The 7,813-nt window shown below is 44.7% G+C and carries 7 protein-coding genes; 4 read left to right on the forward strand and 3 right to left on the reverse strand.

Going from position 1 to position 7,813, the window contains the following annotated elements; all coding sequences use genetic code 11:
• The first annotated feature begins 192 nt into the window (after nucleotides 1-192).
• A complete protein-coding gene (locus IM515_RS03445; RefSeq protein WP_002762406.1) occupies nucleotides 193-594 on the forward strand; it encodes a fasciclin domain-containing protein in 402 nt (133 codons plus the stop codon).
• A gap of 584 nt (nucleotides 595-1,178) precedes the next feature.
• On the opposite strand, the gene glgB is transcribed toward IM515_RS03445, so the two are convergent.
• The 3 genes from glgB to psbH all read right to left on the reverse strand — a co-directional run bounded on the left by glgB (nucleotide 1,179) and on the right by psbH (nucleotide 4,322).
• Nucleotides 1,179-3,458, reverse strand: coding sequence for a 1,4-alpha-glucan branching enzyme (gene glgB, locus IM515_RS03450; protein ID WP_287629921.1), 2,280 nt, complete (start codon nucleotides 3,456-3,458; stop codon nucleotides 1,179-1,181).
• Between the two features lie 316 nt (nucleotides 3,459-3,774).
• On the reverse strand, nucleotides 3,775-4,023 hold the full coding sequence (locus tag IM515_RS03455) for a TatA/E family twin arginine-targeting protein translocase (RefSeq protein WP_002765259.1): 249 nt from the start codon (nucleotides 4,021-4,023) through the stop codon (nucleotides 3,775-3,777).
• A 104-nt stretch (nucleotides 4,024-4,127) separates the two neighbouring features.
• A complete protein-coding gene (gene psbH, locus IM515_RS03460) occupies nucleotides 4,128-4,322 on the reverse strand; it encodes a photosystem II reaction center phosphoprotein PsbH (protein WP_002736544.1) in 195 nt (64 codons plus the stop codon).
• Nucleotides 4,323-4,762: 440 nt separating this feature from the next.
• Between psbH and IM515_RS03465 the strand changes: the two genes are divergently transcribed.
• The 3 genes from IM515_RS03465 to IM515_RS03475 all read left to right on the forward strand — a co-directional run bounded on the left by IM515_RS03465 (nucleotide 4,763) and on the right by IM515_RS03475 (nucleotide 7,214).
• Nucleotides 4,763-5,362 carry a superoxide dismutase gene (locus tag IM515_RS03465; protein ID WP_002765257.1) on the forward strand — a complete coding sequence of 200 codons (600 nt, stop codon included), beginning with the start codon at nucleotides 4,763-4,765 and terminating at the stop codon, nucleotides 5,360-5,362.
• Nucleotides 5,363-5,563: 201 nt separating this feature from the next.
• Nucleotides 5,564-6,358, forward strand: coding sequence for an alpha/beta fold hydrolase (locus tag IM515_RS03470; protein ID WP_002789863.1), 795 nt, complete (start codon nucleotides 5,564-5,566; stop codon nucleotides 6,356-6,358).
• Nucleotides 6,318-7,214: a tRNA (5-methylaminomethyl-2-thiouridine)(34)-methyltransferase MnmD gene (locus IM515_RS03475; protein WP_287629922.1), complete on the forward strand. Its 897-nt coding sequence runs from the start codon at nucleotides 6,318-6,320 to the stop codon at nucleotides 7,212-7,214. Before IM515_RS03470 ends, IM515_RS03475 begins: the two co-directional genes overlap by 41 nt.
• Nucleotides 7,215-7,813: the final 599 nt, after the last annotated feature.

Consider the following 7,813-nt stretch of genomic DNA (forward strand, 5'->3'; position numbering starts at 1 on the left):
CCCACTTCGCACTTCCCACTTCCCCACTTCCCCACTTCCCCACTTCCCCACTTCCCCACTTCCCCACTTCCCCACTTCCCCACTTCCCCACTTCCCCACTTCCCACTTCCCACTTCCCTAGAACAATCTTTGGGACAAGATTAAGTTTAAAATCTGAAATAGATAATTTTTTTAAGGGATCGAGTCAAGTTTATGGCAGATATTGTCGATATTGCGGTCAGTGCCGATAATTTTAAAACTCTAGTAACGGCGGTACAAGCCGCTAATCTTGTGGATGCCCTAAAAAGTCCTGGCCCCTTCACGGTTTTTGCCCCCACCGACGAAGCTTTTGCCAAATTGCCCCCTGGGACGATTACAACCCTAGTGCAGAATATCCCCCAATTAACCCGAATTCTCACCTATCACGTCGTTGCGGGCAAATATATGCAGGAAGATTTGGCAAAATTGGCCGTAGTGACTTCTCTAGAGGGTTCACCGATTCCCGTCGATTGTAGCGAAGGTTTTGAGGTGAAAAATGCCACGGTGGTCGCGGGTAATATCGAGGCAGATAATGGTGTGATCCACGTCATCGATACGGTGATCCTGATGGGTTAGTTTTTGACCGTCTTTTGCCCGGTCTGCATCTAGGGCAAATCTGTCTTAATTTAGTCACTAAATATACAGATACTTTTGCTTGTTTATGGTTACGATGCTCGACTACCTGTTCAGACTAAATCCTGTTATTAAAGACTGATTATCTATTGATACGTTTGCCTATTGCAAGAGTAGAAAACGGGTTTCTCCGAGAAACCCGTTTTCTGTGTGTTACTCAACGGATTTAGTATTAGCCATCTCGACAGTAATGGCAGCTCAGTTATCAGTTATCAGATGTTAGGGACTTGGGTGGGAATAATATCCCAGCCAGAAAATCGCTCTGTAGAAGAATCAGACCGGCCAGATGGCATATTATCAAAGGGCAAGTCCCTTAGCTGCGGAGGCGCTCGAAGGCTCTCCCCCTAGTTAGGGTGATCAGCAAACCTGATCGATCGGAGGGCGCAAGCTTTGCGCCCCTACAGTAACGGATTTTGTCCACAATGTAGGGGCGAACTGCGTTCGCCCAAAAGGTACATTATCAAAGCGCAAGTCCCTTAGTTTTCAGTTCACTGATTACTGTTTACTGATCACTGAAAAAAGCTTACCTATTCCCCAGAAGCATTAGGACTGATTTTGAGAACTAAAACCCCTAAAGGTGGTAAACAGAGATCAATCGAGTAGGGACGGCTATGATAGGACCATTCCTCCGACCATTTACCGCCAAGGTTGCCCATATTACTACCGCCATATTTACCCGCATCGCTGTTAAAGATTTCCTGATAAAAACCGGGATGGGGTACACCAACGCGATAATGGCTGTGGGGTTGGGGAGTAAAATTACAGACCACCACCAGAAACTCCTGCCAATTTTTGCTCCAGCGCAGGAAAGAAACGACACTATGACTATTATCACTACAGTCGATCCACTCAAAGCCATCCTGACCAAAATCCTGGGTATATAAAGCAGGTTCACTCTTATAGATGGCGTTCAAATCAGTAAAAAAGCGTTTTAGCTGTTGATGGGGTTCGTACTGCAAAAGACCCCACTCCAAATCACCCCAAACATTCCACTCACTCCACTGGCCAAATTCCATGCTCATAAACATGGTTTTCTTGCCGGGGTGGGTAAACATATAACCAAATAATGCCCGGACATTGGCAAATTTTTGCCACTCATCCCCCGGCATTTTGCCAATCATATTACTTTTGCCGTGAACCACTTCATCGTGGGACAAAGCCAGCATATAATTCTCGCTGTGGTTATACCACATACTAAAAGTGACATTATTTTGATGGAATTGACGGAACCAGGGATCCATGCCGAAATAATCGAGCATATCGTGCATCCAGCCCATATTCCACTTCAAATTAAAGCCTAAACCGCCCATATAGGTGGGCCAGGATACCATCGGCCAAGCGGTGGATTCTTCGGCAATAGAGAGAATTCCGGGGAAATAGCTAAAAATTACATGATTGACTTGACGCAGGAATTCCGCAGCTTCTAAATTTTCCCGGCCACCGTACTCGTTAGCCACCCATTCCCCATCTTTACGACAATAATCGAGATAGAGCATAGAAGCCACCGCATCCACGCGAATACCGTCAATATGGTACTTATCGAACCAAAATAGGGCATTAGCCACCAGGAAATTTCTGACTTCGTTGCGACCGTAGTTAAAAATTAGGGTTCCCCATTCCTTGTGTTCCCCTTTGCGCGGGTCGCCGTGTTCATAAAGATGAGTACCATCAAAGAAAGCTAACCCGTGGCCATCTTTGGGGAAGTGACCGGGGACCCAATCCACTAGCACACCAAGGCCATTTTGGTGACATTGATCGACAAAATACATAAAATCTTCAGGATTGCCGTAGCGACTGGTGGGGGCAAAATAACCCGTCACTTGATAACCCCAAGAACCATCAAAAGGATGCTCGGCGATCGGTAATAATTCGATATGGGTGTAACCTAATTCTTTAACGTAGGGAATTAGTTTTTGGGCTAACTCGTAGTAACTCAAAAAGCGCGCCCCAGTGTTCCATTCCGACACGGGAACCGCTTCCCCGGACCCGGAAAGTAAACGGGGGGGTTCGGCGCTAGAAGCGTGCAGCCAAGAACCGAGGTGTAATTCGTAAACGGAAACCGGTTGAGTTAGAGGATCGCTATGGCGGCGTTTTTCCATCCAATCGCTATCATCCCAAGTATAGCTATCTAAATTGGCCACGATCGAGGCGGTTTTCGGGCGTACTTCTTGGGCAAAACCGTAGGGATCAGATTTTTCGTAAATATGACCTTCCCAATTTTTGATCTCGTATTTATATTTAGTGCCAACACCGATTTCCGGGATAAACAATTCCCAGACCATATTATTACGTTTCCGCATTTGGTGATCACGACCATCCCAGCTATTAAAATCACCAATAATCGAGACGTTGCGAGCATTAGGGGACCAAACGGCAAAATAAACCCCTTTAATCCCCTCGATTTCGGCTAAATGCGCCCCTAATTTTTCATAAATGCGATGATGGTTGCCCTCCCCAAACAGGTGTAAATCAAAATCGCTCAGTTTGGCAGAACGGAAGGCATAGGAATCATAGATTACTCGTTCCTGTTCTCCCTCGTGGATGCGTAATTGATAATTGTTCAGTTCACTGATATCGATAACGCACTCGAAAAAATGGGGGTGATAAGCGGTCGTCATGGGATATTCTTGTCTTTGGGACGGTAAAATAACCCAAGCGGCCGTGGTTTTCGGTAAATAGGCTCTAACAACCCATTTATTGACTTTTCCTTCTTCTTCTAGGGGATGGGCCCCCAAAACCTCAAAGGGATCGTGATGGAGGTTGTTGACGATTTGATGGACTTGTTCGGGGGATACCACTATAGACATTCAGTTAACACTCTTGACATTTACAATACTTATAGCAAGGAAATAGTCATTTTTTCCTTGCCTTCTGGGAATTCTCAAACTAATGATATATTCTGCCTACTCATTCAACTATGGCTGTGACTGCTGCCAAAATTATCATGTTTAAAGACGATTTTGCGCTCCGAAACCTGATTTACCCCTTTCTCGGTCAAAAAAACTAACAAGTAGAAATGGTGGCCGATGGTAAAACTGCCAATTTAACCTCGATTTGGTCATTCTCGATGTTAATCTAGCGGATAGCCTCGAATTTGACCTACTCTACATCTCTACACAGTTTTTAACTGGAACGAGTTTGATCCCTAGGAGATTGACTTTCTTCTAATTCCGCTTTGATTTTTACCGAGTCTTCAATCTGCTGGGCCTCTCGCTTAAATTCACTTTCAAATTCCTTGGATGCTTCTTGAAATCCTCGAATCGTTTTGCCTAAACTGCGCCCGATTTCTGGTAATTTTTTCGGTCCGAAAACTAGCAGGGCAATCAAGAAAATTAACCCCATTTCTGGTAATCCAATCCCAAAAATATTCATTTTTCTGCTCCTAATAAAAAAATTGCGGTGGGCAATAACCCACCTGCTAAAGTCCGCGGGACAATTCTGCGGCCAAAAATGCCGACAAGATTGTTGGAATCTGCTTACTGACCCCAATCTACATTAAATCCTTCTAAAATTAGGGAGGAGTTATAGATCTGTAAAATAATCAGCAAAAAGACTAAAAACAGAGCCATAAACACTCCCATCAGCAAGGTAGTTCCCCAACCGGGAGAAACTTTACCATATTCCGAATTGAGGGGACGAAGGATTTCACCTAAGCGTGTACGCTGTGCCATAAGTTACCAAGAAAGATCTGTAAATGATAATTTTGTATTGATCCGTAATTTGACGAACTGCCAACCAGTCAACCCAGTGAGATAAAATCTACTGCTGTTGCCAGTGGAACTTTTTTGGTCTAATTCCTAACGGAATCGTTTTTCGCCTGCCCTGCCACGCCCACAAGAATCTGCAAGCGCCTACAGTACGGCAATTATTCTAACATTGTTTGGTGATCTTCTCAGGATTTAGCAGACGGTCGATGGGAGTTGGGGTGATTTTTCAGTAATCAGTTATCAGTTATCAGTCAGGAGTTAGGGTTGGGGTGATGGGGGAGAAGGGAGAAAAAAGCTGATCACTAATCACTGATCAAGTCTCCTTCGGTGCTATGATCGAGGATGTAAAGTTTTATCAACACTAACTTAAACAAGCTCTCAAGAGAGGATATAAAGAACCACAGATGGCTTACACACTTCCCCCTTTACCCTACGATTACACTGCCTTAGAGCCTTGCATCACCAAAAGTACCCTAGAATTCCACCACGACAAGCACCACGCCGCTTATGTCAATAACTATAACGGTTTGGTCAAAGATACGGAACTCGATGCTCTCTCTTTAGAAGAAGTTATCGTTAAGGTTGCCGGTGATGCCTCTAAAGCTGGGGTTTTCAACAATGCCGCCCAAGCATGGAATCATAGTTTTTATTGGGACTGCATGAAACCGGGTGGTGGCGGTGCGCCTACCGGTGCTTTAGCCGCTAAAATTAACGCAGATTTCGGCAGTTTCGAGAAATTTGTCGAAGCTTTCAAAACTGCTGGCGCGACTCAATTCGGTAGCGGTTGGGCTTGGTTGGTTCTCGATAACGGCACTCTCAAAGTTACCAAAACCGGCAACGCTGACAATCCTTTAACCGCCGGACAGGTTCCCCTCTTAACTATGGATGTGTGGGAACACGCTTATTATCTCGACTACCAAAATCGCCGTCCCGATTACATCAGCGACTTTTTAACCAAGTTGGTTAATTGGGATTTCGTGGCTGCTAATTTAGCCGCAGCCTAAAAAAAATTTGGCTCAGTTAATTCAGTTATCAGTTATCAGTTATCAGTTATCAGTTATCAGGGGTTGGGGAGCAGAGAGAAACCATCCATAGGTTGGGAGTTAATTCTACTCTTAAAATTGGCAGCTCTCTCTAATATTAATTATCCTTAAATATAGATAACTAGAAAAAACTTTTTTAACATCGATCGCGCTTGTTGCACAATGGAACAACCTATCAGTTGGATTATTCCCCGTCATCCCCGTCCCGATTATCCCCTGTTTGTATTTTTACCCGGAATGGATGGCAGCGGCCAACTATACCATCGTCAGATTAAAAACCTTGCTCCTTACTTCGATCTGCGTTGTTTGGCGATTTCCCCGCAATATCTCGGCGATTGGGAGGAATTAAGCGATTGCGTGATTGCTTTATTGGCACAGGAATTAAAGGGACAATCGAGAAAAGTCTATCTCTGCGGTGAGTCTTTTGGTGGCTGTTTAGCCTTGAAAATAGCGACAAAATCAGCAAAATTAATTAAAAAACTGATTTTAATTAACCCCGCTTCTTCTTTTAATCAAAGACCTCTTTTAAGCTTGGGAATCGGTATCACCCAGATAATGCCCGATTTCATCCACGGCAGCTCGGCACTAACTATTTTACCCTTTCTCGCCGCTCTCGGTCGAATATCCCGGGAAGATCGCCGCTCTCTCCTCAAAGCCATGCAATACGTCCCACCGAAGACGATTAGCTGGCGTTTATCCCAGTTACAACGGTTTCAGGTTAGTGCCAGCGAGTTAAAAGATCTGCAATTGGAGGTGTTAGTGATAGCCAGTCAAGGAGATCGACTGTTACCATCGGTAGCGGAGGCTAAACGCCTAATTCAGCAGTTACCCGCCGCAAAATTAACGATTCTGCCCAATAGTGGTCATGCTTGCCTGCTGGAAACCGATATTCACCTCAAAGACATTCTCCATCACCATGCTTGTCTCCCCCGAAGCTTACCCGCAAAAAGTCACTGAGGATGGTTCTTATACCTTTTTTTCGACCGAATTCGGCGAATGTTATCATTCTACTTCCGGGGCAAGGGAAGAGGCTGAGAAAAAATTTATCCTCTCCAGTCGTCTGGCAGCAAAAGCAGACCAGAGCAATAATCTGAAAATTCTTGACATTTGTTACGGCTTAGGGTACAATGCCGCCGCAGCCTTAGCGGCTATTTGGCGAGTTAGGGGGGATTGTCGGGTAGAATTATTAGCTTTAGAAAGCGATCGAGTGGTTCCCCTAGCAGCTATTAGAGAAAATCTCTTAAATAGTTGGAGTCAACCAATTCCCGAATATTTAAATGATTTTGCCCATAATCACCGGCTAGACCTGCCTAATCTCACGGCTAAACTGTTAATCGGGGATGCGCGACAGACGATAAACAAGGTGATTGAGGCGGGTTTTCAAGCGGAGGCAATTTTTCTCGATCCCTTTTCCCCGGGTAAATGTCCGCAACTGTGGACGGTGGAGTTTTTAGCTTTAGTGGCCAAATGTCTGAGTCCGACGGGTTATTTAGTCACCTATTCCTGTGCTGCCTCGGTGCGAAGGGCTTTACAATTAGCAGGATTGCAGATTGGAGCCACCGATAGCGTCGGACGGCGATCGCCAGGGACAATAGCCAGTTTTTTGTCCTTACCCCCATCTCTATCGGCACAGGAACGGGAACATCTGCAAACTAAAGCCGCTATTCCCTATCGAGACGCGACTCTAACTGACCCAGCCGAAGTTATCATACAACGTCGTCGCAGCGAACAGGCTCTGTGTGACTTAGAACCGACTAGCCACTGGAAAAAACGTTGGCAAAGATCGTTTAATTCGATCGAAATCTCGGAATGAGATTAATGTAGGTAATAGGACAAAATTAATTTCTCAGTTAGGATAGACACTCTTGCACTTAGGGACTTGCGCTTTGATAATGTACCTTTTGGGCGAACGCAGTTCGCCCCTACATTGTGGACAAAATCCGTTACTGTCGGGGTGCAAGAAACCTGCGCCCTCCGATAGATAAGGTTTGCTTATCACCCTAAGTAGAAAGACATTGGGCGATTTTTGTCAATTGTTTTCGCTCTAAAACGAACTAATCAATTAAATCTCTTGCCAAATAACGATTTAGTCGATTTATGCCCCCCTATCGAACCATACCAAGTAACGAAGAACCATCCTTTGAGTATTGTAAAGTTTCAATACAAATATAGTCAGATATAGTCAGGCATAGTAATACATAGACATGAGACGATCAGACTAGGCAAAAAAAGCAGCAATAAGTTATCGAACGGCTTGGAGGTGGTGGAAACAAGGGAATTTAACAGGCTATCAATTGCCTTCTGGTACAATTATCACAACGGATGACAACCCTTCAAAACCCGACGCTGAGTTAAAAGACAACGGACAATAATGTTAGTAGCCGAAAGACACATTATCAAGAAAGGACATAG

Source organism: Microcystis sp. M44BS1 (assembly GCF_020244875.1).
Classification (GTDB): Bacteria; Cyanobacteriota; Cyanobacteriia; order Cyanobacteriales; family Microcystaceae; genus Microcystis; species Microcystis panniformis.

Coding starts and splice junctions, on each gene's coding strand:
- IM515_RS03465 (WP_002765257.1), top strand. CDS start 4,763: ATGGCTTACACACTTCCCCCTTTACCCTACGATTACACTGCCTTAGAG.
- IM515_RS03475 (WP_287629922.1), top strand. CDS start 6,318: ATGCTTGTCTCCCCCGAAGCTTACCCGCAAAAAGTCACTGAGGATGGT.
- psbH (WP_002736544.1), bottom strand. CDS start 4,322: ATGGCACAGCGTACACGCTTAGGTGAAATCCTTCGTCCCCTCAATTCG.
- IM515_RS03455 (WP_002765259.1), bottom strand. CDS start 4,023: ATGAATATTTTTGGGATTGGATTACCAGAAATGGGGTTAATTTTCTTG.
- IM515_RS03445 (WP_002762406.1), top strand. CDS start 193: ATGGCAGATATTGTCGATATTGCGGTCAGTGCCGATAATTTTAAAACT.
- IM515_RS03470 (WP_002789863.1), top strand. CDS start 5,564: ATGGAACAACCTATCAGTTGGATTATTCCCCGTCATCCCCGTCCCGAT.
- glgB (WP_287629921.1), bottom strand. CDS start 3,458: ATGTCTATAGTGGTATCCCCCGAACAAGTCCATCAAATCGTCAACAAC.